Raw genomic sequence first — 16,463 nt, 5'->3', positions numbered from 1 at the left:
ATGAATAAATTTAACATTTAACATTTAACATTTAACATTTAACATTATATATTGATTTTTATACATTGAGATGAGGGGTGACCATGATGACTGTTAATTTTCAAAAAAAAACTAAGGTTCAGCACAAAACCATAGCTGTGCTATCAAGTCTGGCGTTATTAGGCGTGAGCCTAGCGGGCTGTTCACGTGCGCCCACCCAGCAAGACCAACAAGCCGCTTCAGGTCAATCCACTACGCAATCAAATGCAGGCGCGAGCGATAAAGGCGCTATTAAACTACTCAATGTCTCCTATGACGTCGCGCGTGACTTCTATAAAAGCTACAACCCCATGTTTATCAAAGACTATGAAACCAAAAATAGTGGCAAAACCATCGATATCCAGCAATCGCATGGCGGCTCTAGTAAACAAGCGCTCGCAGTTGCCAACGGTCTGCAAGCGGACGTGGTCAGTATGAACCAAGGCTCAGATGTGGAGCTATTGGTGAAAAAAGGCTTGGTGGCACAAGATTGGCAAAGCCAATTCCCAAACAAAGCAGTACCCTATACCAGTGCCATCGTGTTTTTGGTGCGTAAAGACAACCCAAAACAAATCAAAGACTGGTCTGATTTGGCAAAACCAGGCGTGCAAATCGTACTTGCCAACCCAAAAACCACGGGTAATGGTCGTTATGCCTTCTTAGGCGCGTATGGCTACGGCTTGCATAGTTTTAATAAAGATGAAAGTAAAACCAAAAACTTTGTCAAAGAGTTGCTCAAGAACGTACCGGTGTATGAAAATGGTGGGCGTGCGGCGACTACCACGTTCTTACAACGTCAAATTGGCGATGTGTTAGTCACCTTTGAAAATGAAGCCAACCTAGCGGTCAAACAGTTTGGTAAAGGCGATGTGCAAATTGTCTATCCAAGCTACACCATATCAGCAGAAAACCCCGTGGCGATTGTTAAATCAGTGACCGATAAAAAAGGCACCAACGACGCAGCGAAAGCGTATCTTGATTATTTATGGAGCGAGCCTGCCCAGCAATTGGCGGCAGATTTATACTTGCGCCCAAGCGACGCTGCGGTACTGGCTAAAAATCAAGATAAATTACCCGCGCTTACCACCTTTAGTCCCAATGCCGAATTTGGCAGCTGGACGGATATCATGACCAAATACTTCAAAGATGGGGGTGTCTTTGACCAACTAGCCAGCCCAACGAGCACCATAGCATCGGCACCTGCGGCAAAATAGTTGGCTGTGTTAACATCACAAAACCAGAGTTCGGCTCTGGTTTTTTATTCTAGCTAAGAATATTTAAAGCGCATAAATATAGTTTGGAAATTCAAAGTGAGATGGTACTATAGCCGTGCATAAGATTTTGGGTACAGAATTGTTTATTTCGTATCTTTATTTTTGTATGTTTATTATTCTAAATTCTGACGTCGCCTACCGATTATTAGTAAAGGAAGCCCTGCATGGCAAGCATCAATGCTAACCATCAAGCCGATTTAACCTCAAACAATCAGCCTAAAACACCCAATTCACCCTTGAAACGCAATAAAAAGCGCCATATCATGCCGTTTTTTAATTTGAGTTTGGGCATTAGTGTGTTGGCGTTGTCGATTATCGTGCTGTTGCCATTTGTGGCAATGGTAATGACAGCCGCCGATATTGGCGTGGCAGGCTTTATCAAAACCATTGCCGAGCCGCGCGTCAAGGCAGCGATTGAACTGTCGCTAAAAATGTCATTGCTAGCGACATTGACCAATTTGGTATTTGGTACGCTGATTGCATGGGTGTTGGTGCGCTATGAGTTTTGGGGAAAGTCGATTTTAAATGCGCTCGTCGATTTGCCCTTTGCCTTGCCAACTGCGGTAATGGGGATTTCGCTAGCAACCTTATATGCGCCCAATGGTTTAATCGGGCAGTTTTTTGCGCCATTCGGCATTAAAATTGCTTTTACCCCCATTGGTATTTGGTTAGCGCTGATTGTGGTGAGTTTGCCGTTTATTGTGCGTGCGGTGCAACCTGTGCTTGCGGAGCTGTCGCCAGAATATGAAGAGGCGGCATCGGTGCTGGGCGCTGGGAGATTGACAACTTTTAGACGGGTCATATTGCCGGAGTTGTATCCTGCCTTGCTGATGGGCTCAGGCATGATGTTTGCGCGGGCGACGGGGGAGTATGGCTCGGTGATTTTTATTGCGGGTAATTTACCGATGAAATCTGAGATTTTGCCGTTAATCATTATTGGTAAGCTTGAAAGTTTTGATGTACAGGGGGCTGCCGCGGTTGCTTTGTTTATGTTGATGATTTCGTTTGTGATTTTATTTGCCATTAATGCCTTGCAGTGGCTATTAACCAAACGTATGGGCGGGGCAAGTGTATGATAGATAGCAGCCAATATCCTTACCAAACCCAAGCCGCAACCCGTGAGCCGACATGGCTACGTTATACGTTAATTGGTATTGCGGTGGCGTTTATGACGCTGATGCTAGTGATTCCGCTGATATCGGTGTTTTATGAAGCCTTAAAATCTGGCTGGCAGTTGTATGTGGCTGCCTTGACCGATCACGAGGCATTATCGGCTATCAAGCTTACCTTGATTACGGCGCTGATTGTGGTACCGATTAATACGGTGATTGGGATTGCATTAGCCTGGCTATTGACCCGATTTGATTTTAAAGGTAAGCAATTTCTCACCACGCTACTAGATTTGCCATTTTCGGTGTCGCCGGTGGTTGCAGGCTTGATGTTTGTGGCACTACTGGGCGCCAATACTTGGCTTGGCGGCTGGCTAGAATACTTTGGTTTTCAAGTGATTTTTGCCATTCCTGGTATCGTGCTTGCCACCATGTTTGTGACTTTTCCATTCGTGGCGCGTGAAGTGATTCCGCTGATGCAGTCGCAGGGTAGCAGTGAAGAGCAAGCGGCATTAACACTCGGTGCATCAGGCTGGCAAATGTTTTGGCGGGTGACGCTGCCCAATATCAAATGGGCATTGCTATACGGTATTATTTTGACCAATGCCCGTGCGATGGGTGAGTTTGGCGCGGTGAGTGTGGTCTCAGGTCATATCCGCGGTGAAACCAATACCATGCCGCTATTGGTTGAGATTGCTTACAATGAATACAACATGACGGCGGCGTTTGCGTTGTCGAGTTTGTTGGCGTTGTTGGCACTCGTTACCTTAATCGTGCAGCAGGCGTTGACTAAACGTCAGTCTGCCAATGATGAATAACATTGATGCAATTTAAAAAGTAAAAAAGTTAAGAGAATACCATGAGTATCGAAATCCGTGATATCACCAAACAGTTTGGTCGCTTTACTGCACTACAACCGATTAATTTAACCGTACCGACGGGCAAATTAACCTCGCTCTTGGGACCTTCAGGCTGCGGTAAGACAACCTTACTGCGCATCATCGCAGGGCTTGAGCTTGCCGATACGGGGCGTATTTTGTTTGATGGTGAAGATGTGACCGATGTGCCTGTGCAGCAGCGTCATATCGGCTTTATGTTCCAGCATTACGCGTTATTTCGCCATATGACCGTGTTCGATAACGTGGCGTTTGGCTTGACCGTCATGCCAAAAAATAAACGCCTAAGCAACGCGGAAATCAGCAAAAAGGTCAATCATCTGCTGGAGCTGGTGCAACTATCCCAAACCGCAAAAAAATACCCGCATCAACTCTCAGGCGGTCAGCGTCAGCGTATCGCATTAGCGCGTGCGCTAGCGGTAGAACCAAAGTTATTGTTACTTGATGAGCCATTTGGCGCACTCGATGCCAAGGTGCGTAAAGAATTGCGCGCTTGGCTGCGCTCGATTCATCATGAGCTCGGTGTCACCAGTATTTTAGTGACCCATGACCAAGAAGAAGCGGCAGAATTATCGGATGAAATTGTGGTGATGAACCAAGGTCAAATCGTGCAAGTTGGGGATTATGAGACGCTGGTTAATCATCCCTCGAATCATTTTGTCGCCAATTTTCTGCAAGATTCGCACGTTGAATATGTGATTTAGCTTGTTTAAATTCAGCTTCGTTAAGCAATAAAAAAAGAAGCCGCGTGCTTCTTTTTTTTGCTAATTTTATTGCTAAATGTTGGATAAAAAAAAGGGTATTATGACATACCCTTTTTATCGATCGATAAGCGGTAAACTGCACAATAATTATTTTGCAGAGTGACCTGTTAGCTCAACTTTATGCTTTTGATGCTCTTCTAAGCCTTCATAGTAGTTACGAAGTACCGCTAACACTTCTGGACGGCTGAAGTTATCAGGCACGTCTTCCCCTTCCGATAAGGCTTTACGCAATTTGGTACCTGAGACTTTGACATGATGGCTGGCATCGTGTGGGCAAGTTTTGGTCGATGCCATCGAGTCACAAGCATCACACCAGAATGTCCAGTCAATTTTTAACGGTTGGGTGATTAAATCATTCGGTTTGAGCGTATCAAAAATATGCTGCGCATCAAACGCGCCATAGTAATCACCCACGCCTGCATGGTCACGCCCGACAATCAAATGGCTACAACCATAGTTTTGACGGAATAAGGCATGTAATAATGCTTCACGCGGACCGGCGTAGCGCATATCCAGTGGATAGCCTGCTTGGATGACCGTGTCTTTACGGAAGTAATGGTCGATTAATGTACCAATGGCTTCTTGGCGTACGTCTGCAGGAATATCCCCAGGTTTTAATGCACCAAGCAATGAATGAATGAGTACGCCATCACAGATTTCAATGGCGATTTTGGCAAGGTATTCATGTGAGCGGTGCATCGGGTTGCGGGTTTGGAAGGCAGCGACGGTTTTCCAGCCATTTTGAGTAAAGATGTCACGGGTTTGTGCCGGAGTGAGGTAGATATCACCATATTTGCTCGGGAATTCGCCTTCGCTTAACACCACTACATCGCCGGCTAGATTGACATCACCTTGTGCCATTACCATGGCAACGCCGGGATGCTCAAGTTCTGTGGTGCCAAAGACGGTTTGGCATTCGTGCGCTTTATCAATGCGGTATTTTTCGCTTAAGGTCAAAATCCCCATGATTTCACCTTGATATTCCAGCGCAATGTCATCGCCTGGGTTTAGCGTATCGGCAGTGGCAGTATCGGTTGATAGGGTAATAGGAATGGGCCAAAACACGCCCGCATTGTCGCCAGTGGTTAAATGCATATTGTCACATACGCTTTGCCAGTCTGCTTGGTTCATAAAACCATCTAGCGGGGTAAAGCCGCCAATACCGAGCATAATCAAATCACCGGCTTCACGGGAGCTGATTTGGATTTTTGGCAGATTTTTGGCTTTTTGCTGGGCAGCGGTTAGCGCATCGCCTGTAAGTAATTTTTCTTTTAATGTGTCACTACCGTGCGGTGGTACTAGTTGGCTTAGAGAATGGAGAGTTGAAGTGGCGCTTTGGCTCATCGGATTTCCTATATTAGCGTGTCAAAATTAACGTGTCAAAAAAACAGACGGTTCAAAAAAATTAAGGTAGCGTATAATAGAATATTGCAGTTCGCAATAATAAATGCAGTAACTCGATATATTTATGTAAAAATGGAATTTACTAAATACTACTTGGGCATTTATGATAGGCAGGTTAAAATTTCACCCAGTTGAAATGGCTGCAAAAGCTAAAGGTTTTAAATTTAATTTGTAATTAGAATTTGTATTAGTGACATAGGAATCCGCATGTATAAATACAACGCAATTGACCAACAATTGGTAGACGATCGGGTCGAGCAGTTTCGCGACCAAACCCGACGTTTTTTGGCTGGCGAGCTCAGTGAAGAAGCGTACTTGCCATTACGCCTGATGAACGGTCTATATATTCAGCGTCATGCGCCGATGCTTCGCGTGGCGATTCCTTATGGTCTGCTTGCGACGTATCAACTGCGCAAACTTGCCGACATCAGCGAAAAATACGACCGTGGCTATGGTCATATCACCACCCGTACCAATATGCAATTTAACTGGCCAAAATTAGAAGAAGTGCCCGATATTTTGGCAGAATTGGCATCGGTACAAATGCATGCGATTCAAACCTCGGGCAACTGTATCCGTAATACCACCACTGACCAGTTTGCCGGTGTGACGGCTGATGAAATTGCCGATCCGCGCCCGTATTGTGAAATCATTCGCCAATGGTCAACATTTCACCCAGAATTTACCTATTTACCGCGTAAATTTAAAATTGCGGTCATCGGTACTCGGGCAGACCGTGCCGCGACCCAGCTGCATGATATTGGCTTGCATGTGGTCAAAAATGACGCAGGTGACATCGGCTTTGAAGTGATGGTGGGCGGTGGTCTAGGTCGCACGCCTGTGATTGGTAAAGTGATTCGTCCGTTTTTACCTGAACGCCATTTACTCTCTTATTTAGATGCCATCTTACGTGTCTACAACCAATACGGTCGCCGTGACAATAAATACAAAGCCCGTATCAAGATTTTGGTAGAAAGTATGGGCGCTGAAGCGTTTTCACGAATCGTGGAAGAAGATTGGGAAAAACACAATAAAGACGGTGCGTTAACACTGACAGCTGAACAAATTGAACACGCCAAAACCTTCTTTCCACAGCCGGCGTACCAAGCATTCAGCCAACAACAATTACAAGCTAGCCAAGACAAACTGGCTAGCCAGTTTGAAGATAGCGAGTTTGTGCGTTGGTTTAACCAAAATACCCGCGAGCATAAAGTCAAAGGCTATCACGTGGTGATTATCTCACTCAAACACTTTATGCAAGACACCGGCGATATCACCGCCACCCAAATGCGCGTGGTGGCTGATTTGGCGGACAAATACAGTTTTGGTGAAGTGCGCGGCACCCATCATCAAAACTTGGTGCTTACGGATGTCAAACTTGAAGAAGTATATGAGGTCTATCAGGTGCTCAAACAATACGACCTTGCCCGCCCAAATATTGGCTTATTGACGGATATTATCTCATGTCCAGGCTTTGACTACTGCTCATTGGCCAATGCCAGTACCTTAAATATCGTCAACCAAGTCAACCAATATTTCCAAGACGCGGACTTTGTCCATGATATTGGTGAAATTCGCCTAAACATGTCAGGCTGTATGAATGCCTGTGCGCATCACCATGTCGCAGATATCGGTATTTTGGGCGTAGATAAAAAAGGCGAACATTGGTACCAAATCTCGCTCGGTGGTAGATCGGGTCAAAATGCCAAATTAGGCGATATTTTGGGAAAATCGGTGCCTGTCGATGCGGTTGCGGCGACGGTGGATGATATCCTGCAAGTCTATCTTAAATACCGTCAAGCGGCGGATACCGACTTTGGTAGTGAAACGTTTGCCGAAGTGGTTGATCGTATCGGTATTGAGCCATTTAAAGAGTATGTATATCGTGACAAATCAGAACAGCCGGTGGAGGGATAAGCCATGGCACTCATTAACCAAAGCCAAGTGATTGATAATGTAAAGTCAGTGAGCGTGAGTATTCATGAGCAAAAAATCGAGCATATCGACCCATCCCAGTATGCCTCAGATATCACTGAAATTTTGGTGGACTATCGCCCTGTTGAATTTAGCGAGAAAAATCCGCCAAAACCGCAGTTAGAAGCGGATAATTTGGTAGCGCTGTCCCATCGGTTAGGCGATAAAAAAATGGGTATTATTTTATCGGGTGCTAGTGATTATCAGTTTTTGCAACAGGACTTTGTCAAAGTGATGCCGCTATTATCCGTGATTGTAATTTATTTTCATGGTTTTCGTGATGGACGCGGTTATAGTTTGGCGCAAAAAATCCAGCAACACCCCAGTTATAACCCAGCTATTGTGTTGCGCGCAAGCGGTGATATCTTGCCAGATACGTTGCAGCTACTTACTGAAGTAGGGTTTAGTGAGTTTGATATTGATGACAGTGATTTTAACCCTAGCTGGTTTGATTATTTTGTCGATATCAAACACCGTTATACAGGGCGCAGTGTGACACAATTACCGATTTTTGCCAATTAATTGTTGAATGATGTTAAGAGTGAGCGAATCTAAGGGTTCGCTTTTTTTAACTTTCGCAAGTGGCTATTTTTTCGTTTCTAACTTCTTGTTTCTGCATTTCAAGTCAATTTGTTAATTCTAAATTTTCATAATAATATCATTAAAAATCATTTTTTAAACATCGCATAATTGATTAGCATAGCGTATCCCAATTTTTGACCATAAAACATTAGGAAATCCAATGAGCAATAAATTAAATATCGACCTAGACAAAGCCAACGCAGAATTAAATGGCAAAACCCCAGAAGAAATCATTGCTTGGGCATTGGCACAAGGTAGTAATCCTATCATCACTACCAACTTTCGCCCTTATGAAGTGGTACTGTTAGAGATGGTTGCCAAACAACGTCCCGATATCAAAGTATTGTTCGTGGATTCTGGTTACAACACTGAAGCCACTTATCGCCATGCGCAAGATTTGATTAAACGTCTAAACTTAAACGTGATTACCTATTTGCCACAACAGACCGCAGCTTGGCGTGATGTCGAGTTCAACGGTGTACCTAGCGTCAACAACCCAGCGCACGCAAAATTCACTGAGCAAGTTAAACTTGAGCCATTTGGACGTGCGTTAAAAGAAATTGCCCCTGATGTGTGGATTAATGCGATTCGTAAAGATCAAACAGAATTTCGTCAATCGCTTGATGTGTTGTCAGAAAGCAAAGACGGCGTGTTAAAAGTAGCGCCATTGTTCCATTGGTCAGAAGATGACCTAGAAGCCTACTTAAAAGAGCACGATTTGCCAAATGAACATGACTACTTTGACCCGACCAAAGTCGAAGAGAACCGTGAATGTGGTCTACACACACAATTATAATTTTTGATGGGCAGTATGTATGAAAATGTTAAGCTGAACTTCGGTTCGGCTTAATTGTTCTTGTCACTATTGTTCTTGTCGCTATCTAATGTTGAGAATGTCTATGAATACCTTACCGCTATTTTTTAAATTAGAAAATCGCCCCGTACTTGTGGTTGGCGGTGGGGAAGTGGCACTGCGTAAAGCGGATTTGCTCGATAAAGCGGGTGCTACAATCACCTTTGTCGCACCCAGCTATGAGCCAAGGCTCACCGCGCAATTTAGTGATTCTCGTCATCAATTGATTAACGATGTTTATCAGCAAAAATATTTGGATAAACAAACCATTGTTATTGCTTGTACCGATGATGAAACGGTGAATGCGCAGATTTTTCATGACTGTGAAGCCCGTTTTATCCCAGTTAATGTCGTTGATAATCCACCGCTATGTACCTTTATCTTTCCTGCCATCGTCGACCGCAATCCGATTACCATTGCGGTATCCAGTGCAGGTAAAGCACCAGTGCTGGCAAGACTGCTGCGCGCCAAAATCGAAACAGTCGTGCCACCTCAATATGGCGAATTGGCAGGATTGGCCGGTAAATTTCGCGATAAAGTAAAAGCTGCATTGCCCAATGTGACGGCTAGACGCAAGTTTTGGGAGCAAGCCTTTGAAGGACAAGTCGCAGAATCGGTATTTGAGGGCAATACAAATAGCCTAAGCAAAGCTGAAAGCCAACTTGAAACTCTACTACAGCAGCACGCTAACAACCAACCGACAGATAAAGCCCAGCTTGGTAAGGTGTACATTGTGGGCGCAGGGGCAGGCGATCCTGATTTGCTAACCTTTAAAGCGCTACGATTGATGCAACAAGCGGATGTGGTATTTTATGATAATTTGGTTTCAGCGCAGATTCTCGATCTATGCAGGCGTGATGCCACCAAAATCTACGTCGGCAAAAAAGCCAGTGATCATGCGGTAAGGCAAGAAAAAATCAATGAGCTACTCGTGGAACAGGCGCAGCAAGGAAAACGTGTGTTACGTCTCAAAGGTGGTGACCCGTATGTATTTGGGCGTGGCGGCGAAGAAGCCGAGCAATTGGTCGCAGCGGGGATTGAGTTTGAAGTCGTGCCGGGGATTACCGCAGCCACCGCGGCAGCAAGCTGTGCCGGTATTCCATTGACTCACCGTGCGTATGCGCACTCTGTCAAGTTCGTCACCGCTTCTCTTAAGACGGATACCATCAATGAAGACTTTGCTAGCTGGCTTGATGATAACCAAACCGTGGTTTTTTATATGGGATTAAAGCAGCTGGATAAATTGACGAGTGGCTTGATTGACGCAGGAAAAAATCCCAGTACACCAATTGCGATTGTGTCCAATGCCAGTTTGCCACATCAGCAAGTTTTGACAGGCACGCTTGAGACCATCGTGGCAAAACAACGTGAGGCAAACCTGCCCGCCCCAGCGATTTTGATTATGGGCAATGTGGTTAAGCTACATCACAGACTTAATAAACTATCTTAATATGCTATAGCAATCTTTAATTGATGGGGTATGGCAGTTAAAAAAGCTTGCCTATTGCGGTAAATACTTATAACTTAAATATCCGTTAGAAAAATTAACGAATTGGTCAAATAACAAAAACATTTTTGTCACAATTTAATATGACGTTTTTTGTGAAAGGATTTATGTATATTGTAGCAATACCTATTATTTGTATCTGCTACAACATCAACTAGTAATTTAGAAGGATAGGGACATGCGACTAAAACCTAAACTGATTTTAACCAATCTGTCATTGGCTTTAATGTTGGTGATATCACCCATTGCCCAAAGCAAACTATTACCACAACCAGTCACCAATGCTAGCCAGTCAGCGGCAAATCGCTACGATAGCAGTAATGATATCTTTCATCCTGTCTATGGTAAAAATGGTATGGTGGCTTCCGAGCAAGGGTTAGCAACGCAAGTTGGTTTGGATATATTAAAACAAGGCGGGAATGCTATCGATGCGGCGGTCGCGGTTGGATTTGCCTTAGCAGTCGTCTTACCAAATGCAGGCAACATTGGTGGTGGTGGTTTTATGGTGTTGCATGATGATAAAACTGGCAAAGATGTTGCGATTGATTTTCGCGAAATTGCGCCAGCCAAAGCTAGCCGTGATATGTACCTTGATAATCAAGGTAATGTTATTGATGGAAAATCATTGTTCACGCATGACGCTTCAGGTGTGCCTGGTACAGTAGCTGGGATGGAATACGCGCTAAAAAAATGGGGTACAATGCCATTATCTAAAGTGCTTGAGCCCGCAATTAAGCTTGCCGACAAAGGGTTTATTGTCAGTGATGTAATGGCACAGACGTTAAAAGAAGAAAAATCAACACTGGGTAAATGGTCAGCTAGCAAAGCGATTTTTTTCAAAAACGGTGAACCGCTGAAATCTGGTGATTTGTTGGTACAAAAAGACTTGGCGAAATCATTGCGTTTGATTGCCAAACAAGGGGCAAAAGCATTTTATCAAGGTGAAATCGCCACAAAAATTGCGAAAGAAATGCAATCACAGGGTGGCACAATGACACTTGAAGATTTAAAAGCCTATAAAGTTGTTGAGCGTCAGCCAATTATTGGTGATTATCGAGGCTATAAAGTTGTTACCATGCCACCCCCAAGTTCGGGTGGTGTACACTTGATTGAGATATTAAATATGCTTGAGCATTACCCTATCAAAGAAGATGGGGTAAATAGTGCCAAAAATATTCACCACATGGCAGAGAGTATGAAATTAGCCTATGCTGATCGCTCAGAATATTTGGGCGACCCAGATTTTGTCAAAATCCCTGTCACAGGTTTAACATCGAAAGCATATGCTAATGAACGGGTCAAAACGATTGATGATAATAAAGCAAGACTTTCATCAAACATTAAACCTGGTAAACCACAACCTTATGAAAGTGACCAGACTACGCATTTTTCAGTCATGGATAAAGCGGGCAATGCCGTTGCTGTCACCTATACATTAAATCTTAACTTTGGTAGTGGCATTGTTGTAGAAGGCACAGGGATTTTACTCAATAATGAAATGGATGACTTCTCAGTGAAACCCGGTGTGCCAAATGCGTTTGGTCTAGTGGGTGGTACTGCCAATGCGATTGAAGCAAAAAAACGCCCACTTTCTTCAATGACACCAACGATTGTCATGAAGAATAATAAACCTTGGCTGGTTACAGGTAGTCCAGGTGGGGCTCGTATCATCACGACTGTATTGCAAAGTGTGGTTAATACGATTGACCATGAAATGAATCCAGCAGAAGCGATAATTACACCACGAGTTCATCACCAATGGTTACCCGATGAGCTTAGAGTTGAAGAAGGCATTAGTCCTGATACGATAAAATTGTTGCAAGACAAAGGTCATAAAGTTGTTACTAAAGCACCAATGGGATGTATTCAAATTATTCAAGCGGATGATTCTGGGTTTTATGGCTATTCTGACCCAAGAAATCCTGATGGTAAAACATTAGGTTTTTAAACTGTTCATTAAAAAAAACGTGAGTGATGCGACTCACGTTTTTTTTACTAACAAAATATATCAAGATTATTTTTTGCCATTAGTAGCCCAGTAAATCTTGAATAATTTTATCTACTGTACCACTTTTCGCCAATCTCGCATTTTGCCCTGCCCACAGTGAGCTAAACTCATCACTTCCCATGCTTTCGGCTTTGGCTTTAAGGGGGTTACTCACAAACGATGCATGGGGAAATGGCGGTGCAGACTCGCTAATATACCCCGCTTCTTGCATAAAGCGATTGACAATCCCGCGTGCTAAGCCACCACTAAATACATTGGTTAAAGCCGTGTGTTCGGCTCGCTCACTTTGTAGCGCCTTGCGGTGAAAGTCTTTGGTATCACACTCCTCTGCCAGCAAAAATGCAGTACCCACCTGTACTGCGCTGGCTCCCATAGCAAACGCTGCTTTTGCGGTAGCGTTGTCGCTGATACCGCCTGCCGCAATCACCGGTAAACTGACAGAGCGGATGATATTGGGCAATAGGCTAAAAGTGCCCGCTTGCAGCGTCACATCTTGGCTTAAAAACATACCCCGATGCCCGCCTGCTTCCAAACCCTGCGCGATAATCATATCCGCCCCATTGGCTTGCAACCAGCGCGCTTCCGCAGGCGTGGTGGCAGAGGATATTACAATTGCCCCGGATTTTTTGACGATATTTAACAAAGCTTTGTCCGGTAGCCCAAAATGAAAACTCACCACAGGGACTTTTAAATCTGCCAATAGCGCTGCTTGTTGATGGGTAAATGGCTGACGTCCACCCGTCGCAGCTATCTCATCTTGGGTCAAACCAAATTCTTGATAATAAGGTTGTAGGGCATTCAACCATTTTTCTTGCATCGCTTGGGTATAGTCAGGTTGTTGATGCGCAAAAAAATTGACATTAAAGGGCGCGTCGGTCGCTTGGCGGATACTGCTTATTTCACTTTCGATTTTTTGTAGGCTGAGCAGGGCGCCGGGGAGTGAGCCAAGTCCGCCTGCTTGGCATACAGCGATAGCAAGTTTGCTGTCTTGGACACCTGCCATCGGCGCTTGGATGATCGGTAATTGAACTTTAACGTAGTCAAGAAAGCTGTTAATTGCCTTGGTATGATGGATCATTTTATGTTCCTTGTTATTGTTTTAATGTGTTTGTCTTAGTGTTATGGTCTTACAGGGCAAAAATCGAAAACCATTTTAGTGTATCGCCAATAGATGATATTGGAAAGTAGTATATGGAAAAGCACTATATGAAGTAGTGCTGTATGCCCGTTATAAATCGGCTAAATATAAAAACCCCAGTAACATTACTGGGGCTTATTTGACTAGTTAATTTTGGTTGACTATTTAGGTGCTAAGCATTTGGAATCGCCATTAACAGCGCTTGTCTTGCCTCGGTATTGTGTTTGAATTCGCCCAGCAGTGACATACTGCGGGTATCGGATTTTTGTTTCATCACCCCGCGCATCATCATGCACATATGCGCGGCATCCATCACCACCGCCGCGCCTTTTGCCCCTGTCATATCCATCACCGCTTGGGCGATTTGGCGGGTAAGGTTTTCTTGAATTTGCAAACGGCGAGCGTACATATCCACGATACGTGCCATTTTTGACAGTCCAATCACTTTGCCATCGGGCAGATACGCCACGTGCGCCACGCCATAAAAAGGCAACATGTGATGCTCACACATCGAATAGAATTCGATATTTTTTACCATGACCAATTCATTATTGTCAGTTGGAAAAATCGCGTTGTTGGTAATTTCCACCAAATCTTGATGATAGCCTTGGGTCAAAAAACTAAAGGCTTTAGCGGCACGTTCTGGGGTATTAAGCAGTCCCTCACGTGTTAAATCTTCCCCTGTTGATGCAATGAGGGTGCGGTAGGCATCACTGTTTTGTTGGATAATCTCGTCAAAATTTGCAGGCATAGTCATGATAACATTTAAGTTTAAAAAAAATAGGCATAGCTTAACGCTTTACCACTATTTGTAAAGCGATTTTTGTCACAAACGCCATGAAAATCACTAAATTTGCTTTGTTTGGGTTTTTTGCTAGAATTACCCCCTAATTTTGAGCTATTATAGTGCATATTCGTTCACTGAAAAATAAGGAAAAACCATGCTATTAACAGGGAAGCGTTTCGTTGTTACCGGTATCGCCAGTAAATTATCGATTGCTTGGGGTATCGCAGAAGCGTTACATCGTGAAGGCGCGAGTTTAATTTTGACCTATCCGAATGAAAAAATGAAAAAACGCGTGGATATGGCAGCCGAAACTTTTGGTGCAGAGAAGGTATTGGCGTGTGATGTGGCGTCAGATAGCGAAATCGAAGCGTGTTTTGCCCAAGTTGCTGCACACTGGCCAGATGGCATTGATGGGGTCGTGCATGCCATTGGTTTTGCCCCTGCCGATCAGCTAGATGGTGATTTTACCCAAGTGACCACCCGTGAGGGCTTTGCCATTGCCCATGATATTAGTAGCTACAGCTTTGTGGCGCTTGCTAAAGCCAGCCGTGAGTTACTGGCAAAACGCCAAGGCTCGCTGTTAACCTTGACGTATGAAGGCAGTATCCATGTGTTGCCAAACTACAATGTCATGGGTCTAGCCAAAGCCAGTCTGGAAGCAAGTATTCGCTACCTTGCCAGTTCTCTAGGCAGCGATGGTATCCGTGTCAATGGGATTTCTGCAGGTCCAATTCGTACCTTGGCGGCAAGCGGTATCAAATCATTTCGTAAAATGCTCGACACCAACGCCAAAATGTCACCGCTACAGCGCAATGTCAATATTGAAGAAGTCGGTAATGCCGCGATGTTCTTGTTATCGCCTTGGGCGTCTGGTATCACCGGCGAGATTTTATTTGTCGATGCTGGGTTTAATACCGTGGCACTCTCTGAACAAGTGATGATGCAGGTAGAAGACTAATTTTTAGACTGCTATGTTGATAAAAGAGCGACCATGGTTGCTCTTTTTTTTGCTTACTGTTTTTTGCTTACTTTTTTTGATGGATGTTTGGATAGGGATTGCAAAGACGTCTGGTTAAGCTTACCATTTTTTGTCAGGCTTAACCTGTTTGGCAAGTCAGCTAAAGACTGATAAATGGCGGTATCTAATGATTAATAAATTACCCAAGTGGATTTTATGGGGTGGCTGCGTGCTGGCGTTTAATGCGGGGTGTATCAATAGCACCGCGTTAGTCGGCTTCACGCACTTATCTGCTTCCCATGTAACGGGCAATGTGACGCTATTTGCCACAGCATTGGCGGAACAGCATTACCAGCAGATGGCGATGATTTGTATCGTGCTGTTATCGTTTTTATCTGGGGCAGTTATCAGTGGCTTTGTGGTGGGTAGTACGGCATTAAAAGAAGGTAAGCGCTATGGCAACGCTCTGTTAATTGAAGCAAGTTTATTAATCATCAGTCTAATTTTATTTAGCTATCAGTCATTTTGGGGACAGGTGTTTGCCGCGATGGCGTGCGGATTACAAAATTCGATGGTCGCGACCTATAGCGGTGCAGTGATTCGCACCACCCATTTGACAGGGTTGACCTCAGATATGGGCTCAGCCTTGGGTAATTGGCTGGCGGGCAGACCGATTAATAAGAAGATGTTCGTGTTTCAAGCGATGATATGGTATAGCTTTTGCGGCGGTGGGGTATTAGGTGCTTTGGGCTATATCCACTACAAATACATGACGCTGATGTTACCCATTGTGATTGTGTTATCGTCAGCGCTGGCTTATCAAGTATATTTATTAACCCGTAAAAAAACGGCTAAGTAGCGACCTTAACCGTTTGATTTTATCTTATTCTTCATCTTCATCTTCGAGTTTTTTCGCCTCATGTAACATATCAAGTAGCGATTCATCAGAACCCTTAGAGGTACGAGTGCTCGCATTATCTTGGTTGATGTCGGTACGATTGATGCCTTCCATCGCTTCATTGGCAACATCAGATTGGGCGTTGTCTAATTGGGATTTGTCGATAGGATTAGCGTTAGTATTGTCAGTCATGGTCGTCTCCTTGTTTTTTCTTTTATGCGTTAGAGCTAGTAAGCTTAATATTATAAGTAAACCAAATGGCTTACAACACTTAAAAATGAAACGTAACCAAA

General features: G+C 44.1%; 14 protein-coding genes and 1 pseudogene. 11 read left to right on the top strand and 4 right to left on the bottom strand.

Annotated features, from left to right (window positions below; genetic code table 11):
* Positions 1-83: 83 nt before the first annotated feature.
* From RT064_RS05495 to RT064_RS05480, 4 genes and pseudogenes are all read left to right on the top strand, one after another.
* Positions 84-1,232, top strand: a complete 1,149-nt coding sequence (locus tag RT064_RS05495; RefSeq protein ID WP_409519534.1) for a sulfate ABC transporter substrate-binding protein — start codon at positions 84-86, stop codon at positions 1,230-1,232.
* Between the two features lie 224 nt (positions 1,233-1,456).
* Positions 1,457-2,368, top strand: coding sequence for a sulfate ABC transporter permease subunit CysT (gene cysT / locus RT064_RS05490; protein ID WP_198510400.1), 912 nt, complete (start codon positions 1,457-1,459; stop codon positions 2,366-2,368).
* Positions 2,365-3,219, top strand: a complete 855-nt coding sequence (gene cysW / locus RT064_RS05485; protein WP_050325393.1) for a sulfate ABC transporter permease subunit CysW — start codon at positions 2,365-2,367, stop codon at positions 3,217-3,219. The genes cysT and cysW overlap by 4 nt, the downstream gene beginning before the upstream one ends.
* Positions 3,220-3,260: 41 nt before the next feature.
* Positions 3,261-3,971: pseudogene (locus RT064_RS05480) on the top strand (sulfate/molybdate ABC transporter ATP-binding protein); the annotation flags it as partial.
* Positions 3,972-4,148: 177 nt separating this feature from the next.
* Here the strand turns inward: RT064_RS05480 and sat are convergent.
* Positions 4,149-5,405, bottom strand: a complete 1,257-nt coding sequence (gene sat / locus RT064_RS05475; RefSeq protein WP_313062250.1) for a sulfate adenylyltransferase — start codon at positions 5,403-5,405, stop codon at positions 4,149-4,151.
* A gap of 267 nt (positions 5,406-5,672) precedes the next feature.
* On the opposite strand from sat, the gene RT064_RS05470 reads away from it, so the two are divergent.
* The 5 genes from RT064_RS05470 (at position 5,673) to ggt (ending at position 12,329) form a co-directional block, all read left to right on the top strand.
* The gene (locus RT064_RS05470; RefSeq protein ID WP_313062249.1) at positions 5,673-7,382 is read left to right on the top strand and encodes a nitrite/sulfite reductase; all 1,710 of its coding nucleotides are present in this window, start codon (positions 5,673-5,675) and stop codon (positions 7,380-7,382) included.
* Positions 7,383-7,385: 3 nt separating this feature from the next.
* Entirely contained in the window at positions 7,386-7,961 is a 576-nt protein-coding gene (locus RT064_RS05465) for a DUF934 domain-containing protein (RefSeq protein ID WP_313062246.1), read from the top strand.
* 220 nt (positions 7,962-8,181) lie between these two features.
* Positions 8,182-8,817: a phosphoadenosine phosphosulfate reductase domain-containing protein gene (locus RT064_RS05460; RefSeq protein WP_219332841.1), complete on the top strand. Its 636-nt coding sequence runs from the start codon at positions 8,182-8,184 to the stop codon at positions 8,815-8,817.
* A 103-nt stretch (positions 8,818-8,920) separates the two neighbouring features.
* On the top strand, positions 8,921-10,324 hold the full coding sequence (cysG, locus tag RT064_RS05455; RefSeq protein WP_313062242.1) for a siroheme synthase CysG: 1,404 nt from the start codon (positions 8,921-8,923) through the stop codon (positions 10,322-10,324).
* Between the two features lie 235 nt (positions 10,325-10,559).
* Complete coding sequence (ggt, locus tag RT064_RS05450; RefSeq protein ID WP_313062240.1) at positions 10,560-12,329, top strand: gamma-glutamyltransferase; 1,770 nt, start codon at positions 10,560-10,562, stop codon at positions 12,327-12,329.
* A 79-nt stretch (positions 12,330-12,408) separates the two neighbouring features.
* On the opposite strand, the gene RT064_RS05445 is transcribed toward ggt, so the two are convergent.
* Positions 12,409-13,467, bottom strand: a complete 1,059-nt coding sequence (locus RT064_RS05445) for an NAD(P)H-dependent flavin oxidoreductase (protein ID WP_313062239.1) — start codon at positions 13,465-13,467, stop codon at positions 12,409-12,411.
* A 232-nt stretch (positions 13,468-13,699) separates the two neighbouring features.
* On the bottom strand, positions 13,700-14,278 hold the full coding sequence (gene folE, locus RT064_RS05440; RefSeq protein WP_313062354.1) for a GTP cyclohydrolase I FolE: 579 nt from the start codon (positions 14,276-14,278) through the stop codon (positions 13,700-13,702).
* Positions 14,279-14,468: 190 nt separating this feature from the next.
* Here folE and RT064_RS05435 point away from each other — a divergent pair, with 190 nt between their 5' ends.
* Both RT064_RS05435 and RT064_RS05430 read left to right on the top strand, forming a co-directional pair.
* Positions 14,469-15,272 (top strand): enoyl-ACP reductase FabI, encoded by an 804-nt coding sequence (locus RT064_RS05435; RefSeq protein WP_076776629.1) that lies wholly within the window; start codon positions 14,469-14,471, stop codon positions 15,270-15,272.
* Positions 15,273-15,459: 187 nt separating this feature from the next.
* Complete coding sequence (locus RT064_RS05430) at positions 15,460-16,131, top strand: YoaK family protein (protein ID WP_313062237.1); 672 nt, start codon at positions 15,460-15,462, stop codon at positions 16,129-16,131.
* A 24-nt stretch (positions 16,132-16,155) separates the two neighbouring features.
* Here the strand turns inward: RT064_RS05430 and RT064_RS05425 are convergent, their stop codons facing one another.
* On the bottom strand, positions 16,156-16,362 hold the full coding sequence (locus RT064_RS05425) for a hypothetical protein (protein ID WP_313062235.1): 207 nt from the start codon (positions 16,360-16,362) through the stop codon (positions 16,156-16,158).
* Positions 16,363-16,463: the final 101 nt, after the last annotated feature.

The organism is Moraxella sp. CTOTU49097 (assembly GCF_032064105.1).
GTDB lineage: Bacteria > Pseudomonadota > Gammaproteobacteria > Pseudomonadales > Moraxellaceae > Faucicola > Faucicola osloensis_B.
Note: the sequence above shows the minus strand (reverse complement) of the source record. Positions and strands in the feature narration are given on the sequence as shown.

Excerpts from the sequence above, each read along its gene's own strand:
- cysT (WP_198510400.1), top strand. The coding sequence starts at position 1,457 with ATGGCAAGCATCAATGCTAACCATCAAGCCGATTTAACCTCAAACAAT.
- RT064_RS05470 (WP_313062249.1), top strand. The coding sequence starts at position 5,673 with ATGTATAAATACAACGCAATTGACCAACAATTGGTAGACGATCGGGTC.
- ggt (WP_313062240.1), top strand. The coding sequence starts at position 10,560 with ATGCGACTAAAACCTAAACTGATTTTAACCAATCTGTCATTGGCTTTA.
- RT064_RS05430 (WP_313062237.1), top strand. The coding sequence starts at position 15,460 with ATGATTAATAAATTACCCAAGTGGATTTTATGGGGTGGCTGCGTGCTG.
- RT064_RS05495 (WP_409519534.1), top strand. The coding sequence starts at position 84 with ATGATGACTGTTAATTTTCAAAAAAAAACTAAGGTTCAGCACAAAACC.
- cysG (WP_313062242.1), top strand. The coding sequence starts at position 8,921 with ATGAATACCTTACCGCTATTTTTTAAATTAGAAAATCGCCCCGTACTT.
- RT064_RS05445 (WP_313062239.1), bottom strand. The coding sequence starts at position 13,467 with ATGATCCATCATACCAAGGCAATTAACAGCTTTCTTGACTACGTTAAA.
- RT064_RS05425 (WP_313062235.1), bottom strand. The coding sequence starts at position 16,362 with ATGACTGACAATACTAACGCTAATCCTATCGACAAATCCCAATTAGAC.
- folE (WP_313062354.1), bottom strand. The coding sequence starts at position 14,278 with ATGCCTGCAAATTTTGACGAGATTATCCAACAAAACAGTGATGCCTAC.
- cysW (WP_050325393.1), top strand. The coding sequence starts at position 2,365 with ATGATAGATAGCAGCCAATATCCTTACCAAACCCAAGCCGCAACCCGT.
- RT064_RS05465 (WP_313062246.1), top strand. The coding sequence starts at position 7,386 with ATGGCACTCATTAACCAAAGCCAAGTGATTGATAATGTAAAGTCAGTG.
- sat (WP_313062250.1), bottom strand. The coding sequence starts at position 5,405 with ATGAGCCAAAGCGCCACTTCAACTCTCCATTCTCTAAGCCAACTAGTA.
- RT064_RS05460 (WP_219332841.1), top strand. The coding sequence starts at position 8,182 with ATGAGCAATAAATTAAATATCGACCTAGACAAAGCCAACGCAGAATTA.
- RT064_RS05435 (WP_076776629.1), top strand. The coding sequence starts at position 14,469 with ATGCTATTAACAGGGAAGCGTTTCGTTGTTACCGGTATCGCCAGTAAA.